Below are 18,187 nucleotides of genomic sequence, written 5' to 3'. Positions count from 1 at the left end.
ATCGGCACACTGGCTGCGGTGAACGGCAAAGCGATCTCAACGGGTTTCACGTGAGTCGGCGGTGTTCGAAATGGGTGAGCATGAGTGCTGCCCTGACGATGTCGCCGATCTCGCGAAGACTGACCGCGAAATGCCGCGAAAGCTGACGCGCCCCGGTCCGCAGAGCGAGATGGGGTTCACCCGGTTCATCAAGCTTCGCGCTGCCCATGCTCGCGCACGCCTGGCCTGTTATGGCTCGATCCGTTGCCGTAAGTTGCGACCTCGGTCCGTCGAAGTCGAGCAGCACGGCGTCAATGTCACAGATGATCTGCCGTGGGCCCGTCATCGGCGTACTTCCCGGGCGACGGTCGTCCAGATGCTGTCGAATGGCCTTCCTGGACTTCGAGGCACCCCGGCGAGTAGCCAAGGAAAGTTGGCAATTTGTTGGCAATCCGGGCATGAGCGGCAAGCAGCAACCTTGCCGCTCATGCCCCGAGACAGCAAGGAACCCCCTGCGTGAGGGGGTTCCTTGCTGTCTCGACCAGACGTGCGCCCGAAGGGATTCGAACCCCTAACCTTCTGATCCGTAGTTCCAGATAGGGCGTCTCGACTAGACGAATAAGTCCGAATACGATCAGTGATCGTAGGCGGTGAGTGAGCGGGTAACGGGCTGGCAGGTGCGGAAGTTGTGCCAGATCGCGGCGGCCAGTGCAAGTACGCGCTGGGCGACGCGCACGGCGACGCCCTCGACGCTGCGTGCGCCGTGTTGTTCCAGGTCAAGCTGGCCTTTGAGGGTGTCGTTGACGGACTCGATGAGCTGGTGGACCTTCTTGAGCATCGGCTCGCCCGCCTGCATGACCTCCTTCTTACGGGACGGTCGGAGCAAGGTGATGCCCTGTTCGGACAGTGACCGTTCGAAGGCCTTCGAGGCGAAACCCTTGTCACTGATCAGCAGCAACCCGACCCGGTCTTTGATCATTTCCGCGTCGACCTCCAGCATCGCGGCCAGCACCTCGCGCTCGCCGAGCTTGGGATCGGCCAGCGCCCACAGCATCGGTATCCCGGCTGGGGTGCATACCAGGTACAGGCGCAGCCCCCAGAAGAACCGCGAGTGTGACGCGCAGTAGCCGTAGTTGGCGAAGCCCGCCAGGTCCGAACGCTTGACTGTGGGGCGGGGACATGGCGCAGGGCACCGGTGTGGAGTCGGTGATCCACACGGTGTCGTGCCAGAAATCGGTGTCGCGGGCAAGCACCCGGACGACCCGCTTGATCTGCGGTAACGCGGCGCGCAGACGTTTGTTGTAGCCGGACTGTTCGGGCAAGTAGGGAAACAAGTGCCGCAGGTGCCTACGGGCGTAGCGTAGCCACCGGGCCTCGCAGTGAAAGCCCAGCATCGCTTGCATCACCGCGAGGCACAGTAACTCGGAGTGGCTGAGCTTGGGCGGTCGTCCGGGCAGGCGTGCCAAGTCGGCCAGGTCATCGGTGAGGTAGGCCCACGGGCGTGGTGTCGGTGTCTCCACCGGTCATTTCCCGCAGGCCCCCTCCCGCACCCGGCGTGCACCTCTCAATGCACCGGGCGCTCCACGTGTCTTTCCGCTGGTCAACTGCCTGTGGTGGCGGTTGCCGGGTTCGGGGTCCATGGGGTCGCGATAGTGCCGCCGCGATAGCGGTAGCGTTCCACGGTGACGCTGGCTGCGCCGGTGAACACGACCCCGTTGTAGGCGAACCGCCATCCCTGATCGCAGAAGCGGCGGCGGAGTTCCTTCATCCCAAGCCGGTGTTTGCCCGCGTACTTGGCGCGTATCCAGCGCATCAGCCGACCCCATGCGTGGTAGTCGACCGCGCTGAACACCGCCTTGGACACCCCGTATCGGAAGAAGGTCGCCCAGCCTCGTAGGGTCTGGTTGAGACTGCGCAGCAGCTCGTCCAGCTCTATGTGGCGAGTTGACCTGTACGTCTGCTCCGATATCTTGCCCTTGATAGACTTGATGGCCTTCTTGGACGGCATCGTGTAGACGTAGTGCTTCGATGTTCCCCGTTTCCGCTGACGGCGGATGTGATGACCGAGGAAGTCGAAGCCCTCGTCGATGTGGACCACGCGAGTCTTCTCCGGTGCCAGTCGTAACCCCAGTGGAGCGAGCACGGCCGACACCTCCTCCCGCAGGGCCTCGGCATGGTGGCGGTCGCCCGACACCATCAAGACGAAATCATCCGAGTACCGGATGATCTTCCAGTTGCCGTGGCCGTTCTTTCTGCGTTTGGACCGTTGATAGGGTGTTCCCATCTTTTCCCGCCATTCCTGGTCGAAGTGGTCGTCCAGTGCGGATAAGGCGATATTGGCGAGCAACGGGGAAAGGATACCGCCTTGTGGGGTTCCGGTCATTGTCTCTTCCCGATCTCCGAGTTCGTTAAGGATCCCGGATTTCAGGAACGCCTTCACCAGCATACAGATACGCTTATCCTTGATCCTCACCCGAAGGCGATCCATCAATGCCGCGTGATCGATTTCATCGAAGCAGGCTTTGATGTCGCACTCCAGCACCCATCGATATGCTCGGGAACCAGAATTCAGATAGTGAATCTCGGCGATTCGTCGTGTGCACGTCGTTTCGGGCGGAACCCATATGAGCACGGTTTGAAGCCTGCCTCAAAGATGGGTTCGAGCACCGATTTCAGACTTGCCTGGACCACCCGGTCAGCGATGGTGGGAATACCGAGTTTCCGATACTTTCCCGTGCCTACCCCTTTGGGGATCATCACCTTTCGGACCTCGACCGGCCGGTATTCACCCGATTTCAGTGAATCCCGGAGCCGGTCCAGGAAAGCCTCGACCCCGATCCACGCCTCGACCGTGGCCGCAGTGATCTTGTCGATCCCCGCGGTCTTGCCGCCCTTGTTGGCGGACACACGTTCCCACGCATCCATCAGGAACGCCCGGTCGTGGACAAGGTTGAACAGGTCACCGAACCGGCGGGAGGGGTCATCTCCCGCGCTGGCTAAGCCGCCCCCTCGCGGAGGCGGCTCGCCTACAGAACCGGACGTGAAACTTTCGCTTCATCCGGCTCCTCGATCATGTGGTTCTTGACGTGAATACCTCGGCGATGTCGACTCGTTTGGTCTGGTCGCTGGTGTTGTCGCGGCAGTGCTGATGCAGGGCACGCATCCTCGTGAGGTCAGTCAGCCCGTTCCATTGGGGAGGGGCGAACTGTTTTATGGTGATGGTGTCCGCATCGGTGAACAGCAGTCGGCAGTGTGCGCACTTCCCTCGCTGGCGGCGAAGCAGGATCGCCGTCCTGCTCGTCGTCAGCGGGTGGTCACGCAGCCTGTTGGCCCAGTAGACCAGGTTCCCGTCATAAGGGCTGGCGTGGCCGCGCACCTTCACATGGCGCTTGATGGGAATGTCCGCATGGACAGCGAGCCGCGGACCGTCCGGAGTGGCGAATTCCAGACGGCCTTGATCGCGTCGTCGCCAATACTTCGCGAATACCCAGCCCGCGCTCTTCTTCGGGTGACGGCGGCCGGCCCAGTGCAGCAACGTCGAGACAACCGGTAGTCACAGGAGGCGAAGACCTTCTTGGCGACCACCGTGCGGTAATACATCGACCAACCCCGGATCACCGGGTTGAGCGCGCTGATCAGCGCCTCGTGCGGCGCTGTCTTCCGCGCTCGGACGATGTCCCGCATGGCTCGATGATGCCGCTTGACGGAGTCCTTGCTGGGTTTGATGAGCGTTTTGATCACGGGCTGTTTCCGCCCGTCACTACCTGGCCGATGTTCCTTGGTCACGTAGCGACGGATGTGGAAACCCAGAAACTCGAAACCGGCTGGCCCATCGAGAGCGAGCCGGGTGTGAGTGATCCGGGTCTTGGCCGCTTTCAGCCGCAACCCGATCCCGCTCAACCATTCCTCCGCGATGTGCTGGGCCTTCTCGATCCCCGCACGGGTTGGATGCAGGACCACGAAGTCGTCGGCATAGACCACGACCTGAGGTCGGTCTCGGCTGCCGAACGCTGAGGTGATCACTGTTTCCAGACCGTGCAGGGCGATCAACGCCAGCAACGGTGAAATGACCCCACCTTGCGGGCTGCCCCGCCAGGTAGCCTCCAGAGCCTTGCCCTCCATGACCCCAGCGGTGAGCCATCCCTTGATCAGACGACGCAACTGGGGGAACGTGGCGAATTTGGCCAGGAGTGGTTCATGCGCGATGTTGTCGAAGCATCCGGCGATGTCTGCATCCAGGACGGACTTGTCCTTCTTACAGGTCGCATCGAAGATCGCCGCAATCGCATCATGCGCCGAACGGGCCGGGCGGAAACCATAGCTGTTCGGCTCAAACCTGGCTTCCCACTCGGGGTCCAGCGCCAGCTTCGCCAGTGCTTGAAGTGCCCGATCCAGCATGACGGGAATACCCAGCGGGCGCTTCTCCGCCTTGCCGGGCTTGGGAATCCAGACCCGACGCACGGGTCTCGGTTTGATCGTCTCCGGGTGCCGCAGGCGTTGCACCAGCAACCAGCGCTGGTCGGCCGGGACGGAAGCCACTCCGTCGATCCCGGCCGTGTGCTTGCCCTGGTTGTCCTGCGTCACCCGGCGCACCGCCAGACAGCGAGCGGCTTCCGATTTCATCAACAAGCGTTGCAAACTACGAACTGCCGCCACATCGCCACGACACGAGGCTCGGAAGATGCGCTTTTGCGGGCGGTACACCGTGGTCTCCAGCTTCCGCCAGGGAACCGATGCCCAGTCTCCGATCGATCGCCCGTCACCGGGCAGACCGTCGTTTCCGTTTCTCCCCACTACTCACACCCCTTTCCTTCCACATGACCGTGCCCGCGTCGGCCTATCGTGGGCGTTACCCCACGCGTTCGCTTCTCGGGCAATCCCTCCCCATACCGGCATGCGGCCTGGTCGCCTACTCACCAAACCCGATGAGAGCCTGCACGGGGTTACTCCGTTCCGAATCGTCCGTTTGACGCTGCCCGTAGGTCCGCACTGTCTGCCGGGCCACCATGGCGGATGCACGGGCGGACACCGATGAACCTATCCGCCCCGATGGACCATGCCCTTGCGGGCCAGACCCGCTACCTCGCGTGGGTCTGATGCTGCTAACGACAGTTCGGGCGTGCGTTCGTCTCCTGACCATAGGCAGCCTGCTAGAGGCGTCCCGGACGTCGAGGTCGCCGGTTATCCCCGTCACATCCCTGCTTCCACAGCCTTGATAACCAGTCGCAGCCATGAGGATTTCGCTTTTCCTCCATGCACCATGAGGGACCGGGATCGCACCGGCCATCGGACAATTCAGTTGTAACCAGGACAATCTGCCCCGGCCCCTTCCATCCCCCGCCATCGGCGGTTTCGGAAGAACGGATCACAGCCAGCGGTGCAATTTGGTCTGCATTCTCCGTACCGTCAACTCGGCCGAATACGGATCCGGCCAGGTGGCGGCACCGGTATTCACCAGTGCGTCTTCGGACATTACTTTCCTTCCTTGGATGACACGCTGCCGCCCTTCCCCATGTGCGCGGGCTTTCCCCGGCTCGGAGTACTACGGCGGCTCCGCCCCATCCGCGCCTTCGGCGGGCATCGCGCCTATCCCGACACCAGCCCCTGGAAAGGGCTGACGAAAAGGAGCGCACACGGATGGTTCCCACGTTCCCTGCTGTCCGGTCGACGGGTTAGGCACCCGGCTTTGCCCCTGTGGCATCGCTGCGGTTACGCCGTAGACAATTCGCCGCAGCCTTCCAGACCAGGCATCGAAGACCCTTCCGGAAGTTCCTCGCCCGCAATGAGAGGCAAGTTCGCACCACAATCCAGCCCGAATCCACCGGGTTAGAGCTGGCACGTGATTAAGAGGCGTAACGAAGCCGGTTCCTCTCGTATACCTTCCCGTCTTGCTCACCACGCCCGGCCCATCCGGCAGTCCTGAGCCGACGCGACTTTGTCGAGGATGCTCCCATCCTCCCCGGCGATCCCCGGATTGGACTTCCTCCAGCTTCACCCCACCGCTACGACGCCGAGGCAACGAACGGTCTTTCACCTCCGTCCGGAGGCAGCAGAGCCTCGTGGCGCGCTCTATTTTCACGTAGAGTGCGATCACGAGGGTGTCTAGGTCTGTAGTCACAAACGGATCATGGACACCCTCGCCTCATGCCCGCAGGAATTCGGACTTACTCGTCTAGCCTAGGGTGAGCTGGCGGAAGAACACCCGTGAGCGTTTTTGGGTGCCATAGCACCCAAAAACACTCACAGGTGTTCTCTGCTTACCGAAACGCTCATCGCGAACCGCATAGCCGCGAACACGCCCCCACTGCTTCCCGCCATGGCGCGGCCAGGCGTTGTTCGATAGCGCGGATTGCCCTGGTGAGACTGGTTTTCTGGAGCACCCAGGCACCGCAGGGACAACGGATCATGGACGCCGTCGCCTCATGCCCGCAGGAATTTGGACTTACTCGTCTAGTCCCCTTCAGCTCTGGCTGGTGGCTTCCAGTGCAGCTCACCAGCGTTTCGCATCCCACCACGTACCGGCCTGTCCCAACCGATTTCTGAACGTCCGGGCACCCATCGGGCACCCATTGATCTGCGGGCCGGGACTGATTGCCAGAGCAGGAGAAAGCTATGCCGAGCAACACGACCTCCCGGCCGGATAGGCCGGCATCTGGCCGTTGGCACGACCACACCCGCATCCGGATTCTCGCTACTGCATACGCCCTTGTCGTCGCCGCGATGGTGGCTGCCCTCCCGCTGAACTTCGGCCCACAGCTGGCGTGCGCGCTGCTGACCATCGTTGCCGCAGACCAAGCGCGCGTGATCTCGGCTGTGGCCGAGTGGAGTCTCGCGGTGGGGATGGGCAGCAGGGAGCTGCTGTTGCTGCGGCGGTTCGGGGGTGTCCGATGAACCGGTGGCGGCGCGAACCAGAGTGGCAGTACGTGACTGGCAATGGTTGGGCGGTCGCCCGCGTCCGTGGCCGTGACACTCAGCACGGTTACCTGCTGATGTACCGCGGTCAGTACGTCGGGTGGCTGATACGGCAGTCGGACGGCTGGCGTTGGCTGCTCACCTGGTCACCTGGCACGGCGAGCAAGCCGCCGCAGTTCGGTATTGAGCGCACGAGCCGCCGGGCGTACGAAACATGGCAGGCTGCGGCGAGCCACCTCGCACGCACCGATGCCGGCCGCCGGATCGCCCGTGTTGGAAACGCCCGCGGATCACGACTTGGGAACCAGCCGCCGTGAGCCATGGGCGCCACGGCCGACGGCTGATCTCCACCGAAAGTAGACCGAGACAACGAGGCGACCCCGGCATTCCCTGCCGGGGTCGCCTCGTTGTTGATCAGGCGCCGAACTTGTCCGCCTTCACCGCAGCGATGAACGCCGCCCACTGGCCGGCGGTCGTGGTGAAGTATCCGGCGGCGCGGTCCTTGGTGTCGCGCACCGCGGCGTTGCGACCAAGGCGACCGACCTCGATGCAGTTGTGGGTTCCGCTGTGGCTGGACTTGCGCCACCCGTCGATGGTCACGGCGGTCATCCTTCGGTCTGGTGCCGGTACTCGGCGGCCAGCTGTTGCAGGATGGAGCGGGCCTCGTCTCCCTCGCACGCCACCTGCCATAGCCGGTCCATGAGTCGACGGTAGATGGCGACCTGCTCGGGGTCGTCGATGGTGAGCTCGGCCGAGACGTGCTCGACCTGCACCACGTCGTCGAGCATGATGAAGCCGTTCATCGTGATGTTGGGCAGTCGCCGGAACTCGGGCAGCACACCGAACCGCAATCCGGGGATGTCGACGGCGGACACGAGCCGGTCGAGTTGTCCCAACATGGCGCCAGGCGGTGCAACAGGATGCCGCAACGCGTGCTGCGACACGATGATCTCGATGTCTTTGCCCTGGTATAGGACTTGTTGCCGCTGCATGCGGACGCGCACCGACGCCTCGATGTCCGAATCCGGCACCTGTAGGAGCTCGGCTTGGGAGCGGAACACCGCGCGTGCGTAGTCGGCGGTCTGGAGCAGTCCGGGCACGACGCCGAACTCGACGTTGCGAATGCGGGTCGCGGCGTGTTCGCTGTCGAAGCTCTGCTGCTGCCGTGCGCGATGGCCGGCGCGCAGCTGTGCCCGCCACGCCGCCTTGCTGATCCGCAGCTCGGAGAGTTCTTCGAGCATCTGCTCAACCAGGGACTCAGACGCGCCGATGGCATCGAGCCACTGTCTAACGTCTGAGTCCTCGGCCGTCTGCTTGCCGTTCTCCAGCTTGGAGATCTTCGAGTGTGGCCAGCCCAGCGCCGACGCCAGCTCGCGGCCGGTCATGCCCGCTTCGTCTCGGAAGCGGCGCAAGCGCTCGCCGAATTCCTGTCGTCGCTGCTCGAAGCTGGTCACGTCTCCTCTTCCTCACTGCACCAGCACTGCCCATTCCTCGGCTGGCGCCGCGGCGCTCCATGCTCGGTCCCGCCACCGCCGGTACTGCTCGATCTCGGCCGTGTCGGCGATCATCTCAAGTCCGAGCATGCCCAGTTCCCCGAAGTGCATCACGCCGACCTGATCGTCATCGAACATCCAGAAGTCCGAGTTCCCTGCACGACGTAGGTATCCCGGTCGGTTTCGTACAGCTCCGGGCAGCCCCCGCCGCCGCTCGTGGTGCCGAGGTGGGTGAGTCGCATGTCGGTCTCCTTGTCGGCCGGTAGTGAACCAAGCGCGCACCGTTCGCGCAAGTACCAGCCAACGACACGAACCATACGCGCACCTTGCCCCAACCGAGTGAGTTGTTCGCGAAGCTTCTCAATTGTTTCTTGTTTGGTTCTCAAAATCGGTCATGCTCTGCGTGGCACGAGCACCACTGGAGGTCACCATGACCACGTACCGACCCCGCCCGTACAGCTGGGTACCGGCCGACGGACTGCGACATGCCAGTACCGACGCCCGGCCGCTTGGCGGCTACGCCACCGGTGTCGTGGTGGAAACCCTCTGCGGGCACCAGCTGCGCGCGGACAACACCGACATCGGGTGGCTGTGGGAAACGTGCGCCGGATGCAACGCCAAAGCGCACGAACTTGCCGGGGTGCCGATCCCGCCGGTGGTGGATGCGCGATGAACGCGCAGGTGCAACCGCAATTGCACGAGTAAACCGCGGCGCTGCTGCACGAAATCGCCGAGCTGCTGCGAGACCAGAGCGCGACCTATGTTCCGCCGCGCGTGATCGACGGGGAGAGGACAGGCCGATGACTGCCGCGTTGATTGCGACAAGCCTGCTCGGCGTCGGCGGGATCGCTCTGTGGGCGACGTTCTACTACGCCCCGCCACGGCATGCCGGCGGCGGGGAAAGCACGTTGACGGTCGCCTACCTGCTCGCTCGGGTTGAATCGGAGACGAGCGGTACCGGCCGACACCGGCTGCGCACGGTCACGCTGCGCGGGGACCTAGACGAAGGCGATGAGCTCGCCCCACCGTCGAAACCCGAATGCTTCCGGTGGTGGATTCCGGGTTGCCGGTCCATGACCGCGACGCCATGGCAAGACACCCCGGAATGCTGCGGTGGCTGCTTACCGCGCTGCAACTCCTGTAGACCCGGCCCGGTGCCGTGATCCCCGACCTGCACCGGACCGTTCGGCGGGGGTGCATCGCCCCTCGGTGCATCCCCGCCGATTCCACCTGTGAGGGAATCCATTGGTTTTCCAGCCGAATCCGCGGCTGGATAAGTAAGGAGGTTGTATGACCAGCATGTTGACGCGATTCGGGGATGACCCGATCGCGCCCGAGAGCGCCCAGTTCCCATTGCCGACGGACGAGACGGCCACAGCCGAGGTGGCGCCGTCAGAGAACGGTGTGCGTCCGTGGGGCCTGCGCCGCATGACGACGGTGACTCCGCCGGAGTGCGCCCCGGGCCCGCAGGGCACCTACAACCGGTCCGTCAGATCCGAGTCGACGGTGAGGGTCGTCCGGTCATCGTGGCGGGGCCGCCGACGGCGCCCACGACCGGAAGCCAGGACGGCTCCGAGGGTGACCCGTCTGAGGATTACCACAACGACTGATGTCCATTCTCATTTTGGCTGGTGAACACGATCCCAGCGCCGACGCGATGGTCTTGACGCTCCAGGCGGGACCGAGGTGCACAGGGTCGACACAGCCTGGTTCCCCGCGCAGCTGAGCATCTCCGCTCGACTGTGTGGGTGCCGCTGGGTCGGCAATCTCCGCACCGAGCACCATGTCATTGATCTACAGGCCATCACGGCGGTGTGGTATCGCGCCCCTCGGGCCTACCGGTTCCATGCGCTCAACGCCGTCGAAGAACGGCACGCCCGCACCGAGGCCAAATACGGACTTGGCGGGGTGTTGGCGTCGTTGCCGGTGCTGTGGGTCAACCATCCAATGAGGACCGCAGCCGCGGCCTACAAGCCGCTCCAGCTGGTGATCGGCGCCCGTTACGGGCCGCGGGTGCCGGAAACCCTGATCACCAACGAAGCGGACGACGTGCGCGAGTTCGCCGCCGAGCCGACGGTAACCAAGATGCTCGGCGCAGTCTCCATCGTGGAAGACGGGCGGCGGAAGTTCGCCCACACCCTCGGTGACCTTGTATTCGATCTCGGGTTGCTCGAGCAACACGACACCGCCGATTTTCAGCGTGTACCGCAGGGTCTTGCCGTCCTACGCCGTGATGTCTACGGCGCTACCGCCGATCCGCTTCCATGACCTACGCCACGTCGCGGCGACGCTCATGCTTGCGGCGGGGGTCGACATGAAGGTGGTGCAGGAAACGCTGGGCCACTCGGCGTTGGCAACCACGAGCGACATCTACACGTCGGTGCTCCCGCAGGTGGCTCGAGCCGCAGCGGAAGCCGCAGCGTCGATCGTCCCGCGGCGGGCACCCAGGGAAACGCCCGGGCACCCTTCGGGCACCCAGGGGGCCGCAGTGGGAGGTTGATCCGATGCCACAGCCAGGACTGACGGGGGCTGAAAAGCAAGGAACCCCTGCGTGAGGGGGTTCCTTGCTGTCTCGACCAGACGTGCGCCCGAAGGGATTCGAACCCCTAACCTTCTGATCCGTAGTCAGATGCTCTATCCGTTGAGCTACGGGCGCATGTTCAGTTGTGTGAACTCCGCCTTCCGGCGGAGGCCACAGCGGAGGCTCCGGGATTTGAACCCGGGAGGGGGCGTAACCCCCAACCGCATTAGCAGTGCGGCGCCATAGACCAGACTAGGCGAAGCCTCCCGGTAACCCTCGCGGCCACCGGAGAAAAGATTACACAACCTCCCGATCGGCCGTCACGGGGGGTCGGTTTTGCGGTCGGGAGGCCGCCGCGGCAGGACTCCCGACCGCCGATCAGGTCGCCAGCTCCGCGCTGAGCTGCACGAACGGGTCGAGGGACGCCGGGTTCTGCAGGGCGTCGCGGCTGACCGCTCGCTCCGGCGGGGTGCCGGCGAGGATCTTCTTCACCGGCACCTCCAGCTTCTTGCCGTTGAGGGTGCGCGGCACCTCGTCGACGACGATGAACCGGTTCGGGACGTGCCGCGGCGACAGCTCGGTGCGCAGCGCCGCCTTGAGCTTCGGCTGGACCTCGTTCAGGTCGGCGCCCTCCGCCAGCACCAGGAAGCACAGCAGTCTGCCGTCGGTTTCGCCCGCGCCCGACGTGTCGATCACCAGCGAGTCGACGATCTCCTCGAAGCCCTCCACCACCCGGTAGAACTCCGCGGTGCCCATCCGGACGCCGCCGCGGTTGAGGGTCGAGTCGCTGCGGCCGTAGATCACCAGGGTGCCGCGTTCGGTGATCCGCACCCAGTCTCCGTGCCGCCACACGCCCGGGAACGTGTCGAAGTACGCCTCGCGCAGCCGCGAGCCGTCCGGGTCGTTCCAGAAGAACACCGGCATCGTCGGCATCGGCTTGGTCACCACCAGCTCGCCGACCTCGTCATGCAGCTCCTTGCCGTACTCGTCGTAGGAGGCGACCGCCGCGCCGAGCATCCGGCAGGAGATCTCGCCCAGCCACACCGGCACGTCCGGCGCGGCGCCCACGAACGCGGTGCACAGGTCGGTGCCGCCGGAGATGCTGGCGATCTGCACGTCCGCGCCGACGGCGTCGGCCACCCAGCGGAAGCCGTCGGTGGTCAGTGGCGCGCCGGTCGAGCCGACGGTGCGCAGCGCGGAGAGGTCGAAGTCGTCCTTCGGGCGCAGCTCGCGCTTGAGGCAGCTCTGGATGAACGGCGCCGACGTGCCGAAGTAGTTCACCCGGTGCCGGGCCGCAAGCTTCCACAGCGCCGACAGCGCCGGGTAGCCCGGGCTGCCGTCGTACAGCACCAGGGTCGTGCCCGTGAGCAGGCCGCCGACCAGGAAGTTCCACATCATCCAGCCGGTCGTGGTGAACCAGAAGAACCGGTCGCCCGGGCCGAGGTCGCAGTGCAGGCCGATGGCCTTAAGGTGCTCCAGGACCATGCCGCCGTGGCCGTGCACGATGCCCTTCGGCAGGCCGGTGGTGCCGGAGGAGTACAGCACCCACAGCGGGTGGTCGAACGGCACCGGGTCGAACTCCAGCGGCGCGCCGCGGTGCTGCGCAAGCAGGTCGTCCCAGCCGATGGCATCCGCCAGCTCGGCGCCCTCGCCGAGGTAGTCGACCAGCACCGTGCCCGTCAACCCGGGCATCGCCTCGCGCAGTTGGTCCACAGTGGACCGGACGTCGAAGCTGCGGCCGCCGTAGGAGTAGCCGTCGACCGCGATCAGCACCTTCGGCTCGATCTGCACGAAGCGGTCCGCGACCGCCCGCGCGCCGAAGTCCGGCGAGCACGACGACCAGGTCGCACCGAGGCTCGCCGCGGCGAGGAACGCCACCAGCGTCTCGGGGCTGTTCGGCGCCAGCGCCGCAACCCGGTCACCCGCCCGCACGCCGAGCGCCTTGAGGCCCGCGCGGGCGGCGGCCACCCGGGCCCGCAGTCCGCCGTAAGTGATCTCCTCGCTGCGGCCGTCCTCCCGCGCGAAGATCACCGCCAAGTCGCCGTCCCCCTTGCCCGCGCCGTCGCACAGCGCGTGCTCGGCGTAGTTCAGGGTGGCACCGGGGAACCACTCCGCGCCCGGCATCACCTCGGCGGTCAGGACCCGCTCGGCTCGGTCGTGGAAGCGGACGTCGAAGAAGTCCGCCACTGCGGCCCAGAAACCGCTCAGGTCCGACACCGACCACTGCCACAACGCCCGGTAGTCGGGCAGGTCGAGGTCCCGCTCGATGCGCAACCAGTCTCGGAACGCGGCCATCCGGCTCGTGGCCACGCGCTCCGCGCTCGGTTGCCACAACAGCTCGGGGACCTGCTCTGGATTGGTGCTCGACGTCATGGGCTCTTCCTAACCCACCTGGACCCCGTCCGCCTAGCCTCCGGTAGCGATGAGCTGCTGGTTCTCCGCTGGCGACGCGCGGTCAGCGCAGGTGGAGGTCCAGCCAGTTGCGGGCTCGCTGCCACGCCTCCGCCGCCGCGTCCGCGTCGCGGTCGAACCGGTGCCCGGCTCCCGGGAAGCGGATCACGTCGGTCGCGGCCTGCGCGGTGTCGGTGACCTCGCGAAGCTTCTCGACCTCGCCGGGCTCCATCTCGTCGTCGTCGCCGTACAGCCCGAGCCACGGGCAGGAGAGCTCCCCGGCGATCTGCACCAGCGGCGGCACTTCCGCGGACAGCGGCTCTAGGATGCCGCGCCCGCCGATGCTCACGGCGGCCCCCACGGTGCGGCTGGCCGCCACCACCAACGCGGCCGAGCCGCCGATGTCGAAGCCGAGGACCCCCTGCCGGTCGGCCGGTACGCCCTGATCGGACAGCCAGAGGAAGGACGCGTCGGTGTCGGCGAGGATCGTGTCGCCGGACAGCCGCCGCACCTGGTCGTGCACGCGCTCGTCCGGCTGGTGGTCGTGGAACTCGTCGGTGCCGTCGCGGTGGTAGAGATGCGGCGCGACGGTGAGCCAGCCCTCTTCGGCGAGGGAGCCGCACAGCCGGCGCACCCGCTCCGTGACGCCGCGGGCCTCGTGCAGGACAACGAGTCCACCGCGCACCACGGTGCCCGGTTCGGCGACGGTGAACCGGAGCTGGGTGCCATCGGTGAGCGCGAGCGTTTCGGTCCGGGTTTGGATCATGCCGTGCAGGTAATCACGCCAAAGTGAACACGAGTCAACGAATTCCACCGCTCGGACGAGCGAAATACACGGATGGCCGCCAAGACAAGCCATCAGACGGAACCGTCCGTCGCACCGGCCCCGCCGGGCAGGCGACGCCCCACCTGTCCCAGACATTCGTACACGATGTTCGTCACCCGCTTCGCAAAATGACCCGTGCCCCTGTCCCCCGGTCAGGCGAGCTAACGTCCAGGTGACCCATCGTCGGAGCTAGGAGTCGTAAATGACCGTGCGCACTCGTGCCGACCTCGACCAACTGCCCGCTTACGTCGCCGGCCGGACCATCCCCGGCTCGATCAAGCTGGCCAGCAACGAGGTTTCCGAAGGCCCGCTGCCCAGCGCGGTCGCGGCGATCAACCAGGCGGCCGGCGAGGTGCACCGCTACCCGGACATGGGCGTCGGGCGGCTGACCGAGGCGCTGGCGGCGCGATTCGGGGTGGAGCCGGAGCGGATCGCCGTCGGCTGCGGGTCGGTCGCGCTGTGCGAGCAGCTGGTGCAGGCCACCTGCACCGCCGACGACGAGGTCATCTTCCCGTGGCGGTCGTTCGAGGCGTACCCGATCATCACGCAGGTCGTGGGCGCCAAACAGGTCCGGGTGCCGCTGACCGCTGAGCACGCGCTGGACCTGGAGGCGATGCTCGCCGCGATCACCCCGGCCACCCGGCTGATGTTCGTGTGCACGCCGAACAACCCGACCGGCACCCTGCTGCGGCGGGCCGAGCTCGAAGCCTTCCTGGACCGGGTGCCCTCGGACGTGCTGGTGGTGCTCGACGAGGCGTATTTCGAGTTCGTCAACGACCCGGACGGCCCGGACGGCGTCGAGATCGCGCGGGCGCGCGACAACGTGGCCTCGATGCGGACCTTCTCCAAGGCGTACGGCCTCGCCGGGCTGCGCGTGGGCTACACCGTGGCCCCGCCGAAGGTCGCCGTCGCGCTGCGCAAGGTCGCGATCCCGTTCAGCGTCAACGCCATCGCCCAGGTCGCCGCGATCGCTTCGCTGGAAGCGCAGGACGAGCTGCGGAAGCGGTGCGCCAACGTGGTCGCCGAGCGGGAGCGGGTGCGCCGTGAACTCGTGGCCGCCGGGTACGAGGTTCCCGAAACGCAGGCGAACTTCGTCTGGCTGCCGCTGGGCGAGCGCACCGCCGAGTTCAACGAGCACTGCCTGCAGAACAAGGTCGTGGTTCGCGCTTTCGCCGGCGAGGGCGCGCGGGTCACCATCGGACAACCCGAGGAGAACGACGCGTTCCTGGCCGCAGCCAGCTCGTTCGGCCAAGCTGCGCAGTGATCTTGCGGCGATTCGGTGCACCCGGACTAGCGGGTGCACCGAATCGCCGAATGCCTAGAGTCGGAGACGACGCCCTGGAACACGGCCGCCGAGCGGACGACGGCGTTGACCCAGGTGCTGGACCGCATCAGCGGCTGACCGGTTTTCCCGGGATGACCCCGTAAACAGTGGTGGTGCCCTGCGAAGAGAGGGGGAGTACTTCGCCGGGCACCACCACCGGGGGTGTGGTCGTTCGAGCCGGAACGACCACTGGAGTGCGTAGTGATCTACGCAGCACGGGAATCTAGTGCTGATCAAACGATGCGAGCCAGCCAGCGACTTAGGCATGCACTCGTTCGGGTGAAATAAACCAATCGGTCGGGTCAGCCGGTCACCGGGTGGTGTCCGCGAACCGCGACCGGTGCTGGCGCGGTGGGCAGCGGCTTGGCGGCCGACACCTGCCTCGGCGGGGTCTGGACGGGGTCGCTCGGCCCGCCGGGGACGCCGGGCGCGCACTGGTCGCGCCCCGGCCCACCCTGCCAGCCGCCACCCTGCCAGCCGCCACCCTGCCAACCGGGCCCGCCCTGCCAGCCGGGCCCGCTCTGCCCGCCCGGTCCGCTCTGCCAGCCCGGTCCGCTCTGCCCGCCCGGTCCGCTCTGCCAGCCCGGTCCGCTCGGCTTGCCCGGCTCGCAGGGCCCGTCGGTGCCCGGCTTCCCGGGGACGGTCGGGTGGTCCACGATCGGCGCGTTGGTGCAGTGGTTGGCCTGCGGCGAGAGGATCGGCACCACGGCCCCGAGCACCCCGATGTTGTTGCCGCACAACTGGATCGGCAACACGCTCAGGTTGTTGTCGTTGCCGATGTTGATGCCGTCGTTGTCCGCGCTGTCCGCGAACGCCGGCGCGGCGCCGCCCAGCAGTCCGGCGCCTGCGGCGAAAACTCCGGCGAGGCAAGCAGTCTTGCGCATTCGTAGCACTTCCTTTTCGGTGTACTTCGGGGAATTTCCATCTACGGCGATCACCGCAGGTGGACGAGGGTGCCCAACGGCAGGGTGGTCAGCAGGCGAAGCGCATCGTCGGGTACGCGGACGCACCCGTCGCTGCTCGCCTGGCCGAACACCGCGGGGTCGGGCCATCCGTGCAGCGCGACCGTGCCAGGGCCGCCGCCGTAGGTGCTGAAGGTGTCGGAGTGCGCGCCAAGCGGCAGGATGATCGGGCTGAACTTGGTGACGGTCTCCTCGATCGCCGCCATGATGAAGGTTCGGCCGCGCGGCGTCGGCGAACCCGGTGCGCCGACCCCGACGACCCACTCCCCGACCGCCGAGCCGTCCTCGCGCACCACGAGCCGACGCGCATCGATGTCGACGTCCACGACGTAGGGAGACCGCGCCCGCTCGACTTGATCGTCGGTGCGGACCCAACCGGTCGCACCGTTGGGGCGCGATGGGAGCAGCACCTGCGCCCACGGGCCGTGCTCCGCGATCACCGGCACCCAGGTGGGGTTCTTCAGCTGGGTGGCGGGGAGCTTGGCGAACACGGCGCCGCCAGGTGCCTCGTGCACTGCGACGTCCCGCTTGATGTGCAGCACGAGCCCGCTGGTTTCCGCGTTCGGCGCCCGATCTTGCGGTGCCTTGGGGAAGTTCGCGAAGGTGGTCGCGGAGGCCTGCATGCCGAGGTCGGCTTGCGCTATCGCGTGGGCCGGCTCGATCGGCGATGTGCCCGAGCATCCGCTGATGCCCAGGCAAAGCGCACCGAGCACGGCGGCAGCCGCCATCCGGACGCGGCGACCGGCGTGGTCGGGGCGTCTGGTACTCGTTGTGCGAGGATTCATGATCAGCTCCTGGCCCGTTGGCGTACCTGTTGTCGGCGGCCCCGGCGAAGGCCGGGAAGCACCTGCAGCGGGCAGCCTGATTTGCGAGATCAAGTGCCGCCGGGACGCTAACGCGCACTCCGTGACCACCGACGCGGACCGACCGGGGCCCGATCACCCGCATCCGCCGCTTGATCAGGAAAAACGGGTCAGGGAAACCATGGAGTTTGGAGTGTTACACAAAAGGTAATCGCTCGATCGTGTGTCGTTTTTACTTCTGTCAAGCGACAAAAGGGCCGGGTTGTCCGCGTCGAGGGGCGACTCAGACAACCCGGCCCAGGGCGCCGTGCGGCCTCACATCCAGCCGACGAGAAGACCCAATGGCTTGCGGTGGACGTCGGTCGGCTGCCGGCCGGCTGCGATGCGGGGGACCTTCCCCGCGTACGCGGCGGGGTCGCACGAGTTCGTCGCGGTGGAGTCGGGCAGCCTGCGGCTGACCATCGGCGACGAGGGCTTCGACCTGGCGGCCGGCGACTCGTGAAGGCCCCGTTCACCGCGTTCACCCGCAATTTCCATTGAAACTGCGGACCCGACGGCGCGAAGTGGGGCGCGGCCGGTCGGTGCGTGGGGAGGGGAAGCGCACCGACCGGCCGCTCGGCTGGCTCGATGCCGCGAGATCGGGGGTATCGGCATCGAGCCGGGTTCGGGTGGCTATAGGCCGGCTATAGGCGGCGGAGGCCTTCTAGGACACGGCGTTGGAGGTCCAGCGGTGGAGCTTGACTGTCCGATATGGAGTGCTCCGTCGGTTCGCGGAGGCGGTGGCGGCCGCCTTGCTCGCGTTGTCGCTGCTCGGCTTCCACGTGGGCGATGAGGTGCCAGACCGTCAGGGCGCCTTCGCCCTCGCCCGCGTGTTGGGGCCGGTAGGACTTCCGCGTGACGCTCAGGTAATAGGCGAGGATCGCCGAGATGAACCCGATTTGCGGCATCATGTCCAGCACGTTCGGCATATGATCGG

21 protein-coding genes and 2 tRNA genes are annotated in these 18,187 nt (G+C 66.2%); 7 read left to right on the top strand and 16 right to left on the bottom strand.

Going from position 1 to position 18,187, the window contains the following annotated elements:
• Positions 1-46: 46 nt before the first annotated feature.
• The 6 genes from FDZ84_RS12970 to ltrA form a co-directional block, all read right to left on the bottom strand.
• Positions 47-208 (bottom strand): hypothetical protein, encoded by a 162-nt coding sequence (locus FDZ84_RS12970; protein WP_168586101.1) that lies wholly within the window; start codon positions 206-208, stop codon positions 47-49.
• A 405-nt stretch (positions 209-613) separates the two neighbouring features.
• On the bottom strand, positions 614-1,228 hold the full coding sequence (locus FDZ84_RS12965; protein ID WP_246868979.1) for a transposase: 615 nt from the start codon (positions 1,226-1,228) through the stop codon (positions 614-616).
• A gap of 351 nt (positions 1,229-1,579) precedes the next feature.
• On the bottom strand, positions 1,580-2,521 hold the full coding sequence (locus tag FDZ84_RS12960) for a reverse transcriptase domain-containing protein (RefSeq protein WP_246868978.1): 942 nt from the start codon (positions 2,519-2,521) through the stop codon (positions 1,580-1,582).
• A gap of 26 nt (positions 2,522-2,547) precedes the next feature.
• The gene (locus FDZ84_RS37760; RefSeq protein WP_210435442.1) at positions 2,548-2,886 is read right to left on the bottom strand and encodes a hypothetical protein; all 339 of its coding nucleotides are present in this window, start codon (positions 2,884-2,886) and stop codon (positions 2,548-2,550) included.
• A 163-nt stretch (positions 2,887-3,049) separates the two neighbouring features.
• On the bottom strand, positions 3,050-3,361 hold the full coding sequence (locus FDZ84_RS37755; RefSeq protein WP_210435539.1) for a hypothetical protein: 312 nt from the start codon (positions 3,359-3,361) through the stop codon (positions 3,050-3,052).
• Positions 3,358-4,773, bottom strand: coding sequence for a group II intron reverse transcriptase/maturase (gene ltrA, locus FDZ84_RS12955; protein WP_256413683.1), 1,416 nt, complete (start codon positions 4,771-4,773; stop codon positions 3,358-3,360). The genes FDZ84_RS37755 and ltrA overlap by 4 nt, the downstream gene beginning before the upstream one ends.
• Before the next feature lie 1,818 nt (positions 4,774-6,591).
• On the opposite strand from ltrA, the gene FDZ84_RS12950 reads away from it, so the two are divergent.
• Positions 6,592-6,870: a hypothetical protein gene (locus FDZ84_RS12950; RefSeq protein WP_168586100.1), complete on the top strand. Its 279-nt coding sequence runs from the start codon at positions 6,592-6,594 to the stop codon at positions 6,868-6,870.
• 435 nt (positions 6,871-7,305) lie between these two features.
• Here the strand turns inward: FDZ84_RS12950 and FDZ84_RS12945 are convergent, their stop codons facing one another.
• Genes FDZ84_RS12945 through FDZ84_RS12935 form a run of 3 tightly spaced genes read right to left on the bottom strand, consistent with a single transcriptional unit; the run spans position 7,306 to position 8,522 of the window.
• Entirely contained in the window at positions 7,306-7,491 is a 186-nt protein-coding gene (locus FDZ84_RS12945; protein WP_371812853.1) for a DUF397 domain-containing protein, read from the bottom strand.
• 5 nt (positions 7,492-7,496) lie between these two features.
• Positions 7,497-8,345: a helix-turn-helix transcriptional regulator gene (locus tag FDZ84_RS12940; RefSeq protein WP_168586098.1), complete on the bottom strand. Its 849-nt coding sequence runs from the start codon at positions 8,343-8,345 to the stop codon at positions 7,497-7,499.
• A 12-nt stretch (positions 8,346-8,357) separates the two neighbouring features.
• Entirely contained in the window at positions 8,358-8,522 is a 165-nt protein-coding gene (locus tag FDZ84_RS12935; RefSeq protein WP_168586097.1) for a DUF6879 family protein, read from the bottom strand.
• A 292-nt stretch (positions 8,523-8,814) separates the two neighbouring features.
• On the opposite strand from FDZ84_RS12935, the gene FDZ84_RS12930 reads away from it, so the two are divergent.
• The 4 genes from FDZ84_RS12930 to FDZ84_RS12915 all read left to right on the top strand — a co-directional run bounded on the left by FDZ84_RS12930 (position 8,815) and on the right by FDZ84_RS12915 (position 10,884).
• Positions 8,815-9,057, top strand: coding sequence for a zinc finger protein (locus tag FDZ84_RS12930; RefSeq protein ID WP_168586096.1), 243 nt, complete (start codon positions 8,815-8,817; stop codon positions 9,055-9,057).
• Positions 9,058-9,184: 127 nt separating this feature from the next.
• Positions 9,185-9,547, top strand: coding sequence for a hypothetical protein (locus FDZ84_RS12925; protein ID WP_246868976.1), 363 nt, complete (start codon positions 9,185-9,187; stop codon positions 9,545-9,547).
• A gap of 523 nt (positions 9,548-10,070) precedes the next feature.
• Positions 10,071-10,652: an MvdC/MvdD family ATP grasp protein gene (locus FDZ84_RS12920; protein ID WP_168586095.1), complete on the top strand. Its 582-nt coding sequence runs from the start codon at positions 10,071-10,073 to the stop codon at positions 10,650-10,652.
• Positions 10,618-10,884, top strand: coding sequence for a tyrosine-type recombinase/integrase (locus tag FDZ84_RS12915; protein WP_168586094.1), 267 nt, complete (start codon positions 10,618-10,620; stop codon positions 10,882-10,884). The genes FDZ84_RS12920 and FDZ84_RS12915 overlap by 35 nt, the downstream gene beginning before the upstream one ends.
• 83 nt (positions 10,885-10,967) lie before the next feature.
• On the opposite strand, the gene FDZ84_RS12910 is transcribed toward FDZ84_RS12915, so the two are convergent.
• The 4 genes from FDZ84_RS12910 to FDZ84_RS12895 all read right to left on the bottom strand — a co-directional run bounded on the left by FDZ84_RS12910 (position 10,968) and on the right by FDZ84_RS12895 (position 14,062).
• Positions 10,968-11,040: transfer RNA gene (locus FDZ84_RS12910), tRNA-Arg, on the bottom strand.
• A gap of 42 nt (positions 11,041-11,082) precedes the next feature.
• Positions 11,083-11,172 (bottom strand) — tRNA-Ser (locus tag FDZ84_RS12905).
• 111 nt (positions 11,173-11,283) lie between these two features.
• The gene (locus tag FDZ84_RS12900) at positions 11,284-13,278 is read right to left on the bottom strand and encodes an acetoacetate--CoA ligase (RefSeq protein WP_168586093.1); all 1,995 of its coding nucleotides are present in this window, start codon (positions 13,276-13,278) and stop codon (positions 11,284-11,286) included.
• 82 nt (positions 13,279-13,360) lie between these two features.
• Positions 13,361-14,062: a dienelactone hydrolase family protein gene (locus FDZ84_RS12895; RefSeq protein WP_168586092.1), complete on the bottom strand. Its 702-nt coding sequence runs from the start codon at positions 14,060-14,062 to the stop codon at positions 13,361-13,363.
• A 262-nt stretch (positions 14,063-14,324) separates the two neighbouring features.
• Between FDZ84_RS12895 and hisC the strand changes: the two genes are divergently transcribed.
• On the top strand, positions 14,325-15,386 hold the full coding sequence (gene hisC / locus FDZ84_RS12890; RefSeq protein ID WP_168586091.1) for a histidinol-phosphate transaminase: 1,062 nt from the start codon (positions 14,325-14,327) through the stop codon (positions 15,384-15,386).
• Positions 15,387-15,748: 362 nt separating this feature from the next.
• Here the strand turns inward: hisC and FDZ84_RS12885 are convergent, their stop codons facing one another.
• Positions 15,749-16,330, bottom strand: coding sequence for a hypothetical protein (locus FDZ84_RS12885; protein WP_168586090.1), 582 nt, complete (start codon positions 16,328-16,330; stop codon positions 15,749-15,751).
• 50 nt (positions 16,331-16,380) lie between these two features.
• Entirely contained in the window at positions 16,381-17,136 is a 756-nt protein-coding gene (locus FDZ84_RS12880; protein ID WP_168590023.1) for a L,D-transpeptidase, read from the bottom strand.
• 421 nt (positions 17,137-17,557) lie between these two features.
• Between FDZ84_RS12880 and FDZ84_RS12875 the strand changes: the two genes are divergently transcribed.
• Positions 17,558-17,713 carry a hypothetical protein gene (locus FDZ84_RS12875; RefSeq protein ID WP_246868973.1) on the top strand — a complete coding sequence of 52 codons (156 nt, stop codon included), beginning with the start codon at positions 17,558-17,560 and terminating at the stop codon, positions 17,711-17,713.
• 181 nt (positions 17,714-17,894) lie between these two features.
• Here FDZ84_RS12875 and FDZ84_RS12870 read toward each other — a convergent pair whose 3' ends face one another.
• The gene (locus FDZ84_RS12870) at positions 17,895-18,179 is read right to left on the bottom strand and encodes a hypothetical protein (protein WP_168584093.1); all 285 of its coding nucleotides are present in this window, start codon (positions 18,177-18,179) and stop codon (positions 17,895-17,897) included.
• Positions 18,180-18,187: the final 8 nt, after the last annotated feature.

It is taken from the genome of Saccharopolyspora sp. ASAGF58, assembly GCF_012277335.1.
Taxonomy (GTDB): domain Bacteria; phylum Actinomycetota; class Actinomycetes; order Mycobacteriales; family Pseudonocardiaceae; genus Saccharopolyspora; species Saccharopolyspora hattusasensis.
This window is presented reverse-complemented; position numbering and strand designations above follow the sequence as displayed.

Coding starts and splice junctions, on each gene's coding strand:
- FDZ84_RS12950 (WP_168586100.1), top strand. CDS start 6,592: ATGCCGAGCAACACGACCTCCCGGCCGGATAGGCCGGCATCTGGCCGT.
- FDZ84_RS12970 (WP_168586101.1), bottom strand. CDS start 208: ATGGGCAGCGCGAAGCTTGATGAACCGGGTGAACCCCATCTCGCTCTG.
- hisC (WP_168586091.1), top strand. CDS start 14,325: ATGACCGTGCGCACTCGTGCCGACCTCGACCAACTGCCCGCTTACGTC.
- FDZ84_RS12895 (WP_168586092.1), bottom strand. CDS start 14,062: ATGATCCAAACCCGGACCGAAACGCTCGCGCTCACCGATGGCACCCAG.
- FDZ84_RS12870 (WP_168584093.1), bottom strand. CDS start 18,179: ATGCCGAACGTGCTGGACATGATGCCGCAAATCGGGTTCATCTCGGCG.
- FDZ84_RS12930 (WP_168586096.1), top strand. CDS start 8,815: ATGACCACGTACCGACCCCGCCCGTACAGCTGGGTACCGGCCGACGGA.
- FDZ84_RS12915 (WP_168586094.1), top strand. CDS start 10,618: ATGTCTACGGCGCTACCGCCGATCCGCTTCCATGACCTACGCCACGTC.
- FDZ84_RS12900 (WP_168586093.1), bottom strand. CDS start 13,278: ATGACGTCGAGCACCAATCCAGAGCAGGTCCCCGAGCTGTTGTGGCAA.
- FDZ84_RS12885 (WP_168586090.1), bottom strand. CDS start 16,330: ATGCGCAAGACTGCTTGCCTCGCCGGAGTTTTCGCCGCAGGCGCCGGA.
- FDZ84_RS12925 (WP_246868976.1), top strand. CDS start 9,185: ATGACTGCCGCGTTGATTGCGACAAGCCTGCTCGGCGTCGGCGGGATC.
- FDZ84_RS12935 (WP_168586097.1), bottom strand. CDS start 8,522: ATGTTCGATGACGATCAGGTCGGCGTGATGCACTTCGGGGAACTGGGC.
- FDZ84_RS12880 (WP_168590023.1), bottom strand. CDS start 17,136: ATGGCGGCTGCCGCCGTGCTCGGTGCGCTTTGCCTGGGCATCAGCGGA.